The following is a 1,000-nucleotide window of genomic DNA, read 5'->3' on the forward strand; positions in this document are numbered from 1 at the left end:
CCAGGGGCTGTTCGACAAGGACCGTCTGCGACAGGTGATCCGCCATTTTATCTACTTCCCCGATGTCTCCAAGCAGGAGGTGAAGGTGGTCTGCCGCTATCCGCAGTTTTACGCGGCGAACAAGCTCTACGAGAATATCAAGCTGCACCGTAAGCCGGAAGGCGACGGCAAGGGCGGCACCTACTTTGGGGCCACAGGCTGCGGCAAGAGCTTCACCATGCTGTTCCTGACGAGGCTGCTGATGAAGAGCGTCGATTTCGAAAGCCCGACCATTGTGCTGATTACCGACCGTACCGATCTGGACGATCAGCTATCGGGCCAGTTCACCAACGCCAAGGGCTATATCGGCGACCAGACGGTGATCAGCGTGGAGAGCCGTTCCCAGTTGCGCGAGCTGCTCAAAGGGCGCAACAGCGGCGGCGTATTCCTCACCACCATCCACAAATTCACCGAAGATACCGAGCTGCTCACCAAACGCAACAACGTGATCTGCATCTCTGACGAGGCCCACCGCAGCCAGATCAACCTCGATCAGAAGGTGCGCGTGACCGAAAAGGGCGTGCAGCGTACTTACGGTTTCGCCAAGTACCTGCACGACTCCCTGCCCAATGCGACCTATGTTGGCTTTACCGGCACCCCCATCGACGCCACGCTGGATGTGTTCGGCGAGGTGGTGGACGCCTACACCATGACCGAATCGGTGAAGGATGGTATCACCGTGCGTATCGTCTACGAGGGCCGTGCCGCCAGGGTGGTGCTGGATAATGCCAGGCTGGAAGAGATCGAAGCCTACTATACTCAGTGTGCCGAAGACGGGGCCAGCGAGTACCAGATCGAGGAGAGCAAGAAAGCCAGCGCCAATATGACCGCGATCCTTGGCGACCCGGACCGCATCAAGGCGCTGGCTGCGGATTTCGTGAAGCACTACGAGAAGCGAGTGGGGGAAGGGTCGACCCTCAAGGGCAAGGTGATGTTCGTATGCAGCAAGCGGGAGATTGCC

At 58.8% G+C, this 1,000-nt stretch carries 1 protein-coding gene; it reads left to right on the forward strand.

The genetic code is table 11. The features are described from left to right. The coding region (locus G9Q73_RS19075; protein ID WP_177421549.1) for a DEAD/DEAH box helicase family protein at positions 1-1,000 on the forward strand (1,000 nt) is incomplete at both ends.

This window comes from endosymbiont of Lamellibrachia barhami, assembly GCF_011947365.2.
Lineage (GTDB): Bacteria > Pseudomonadota > Gammaproteobacteria > Chromatiales > Chromatiaceae > QGON01.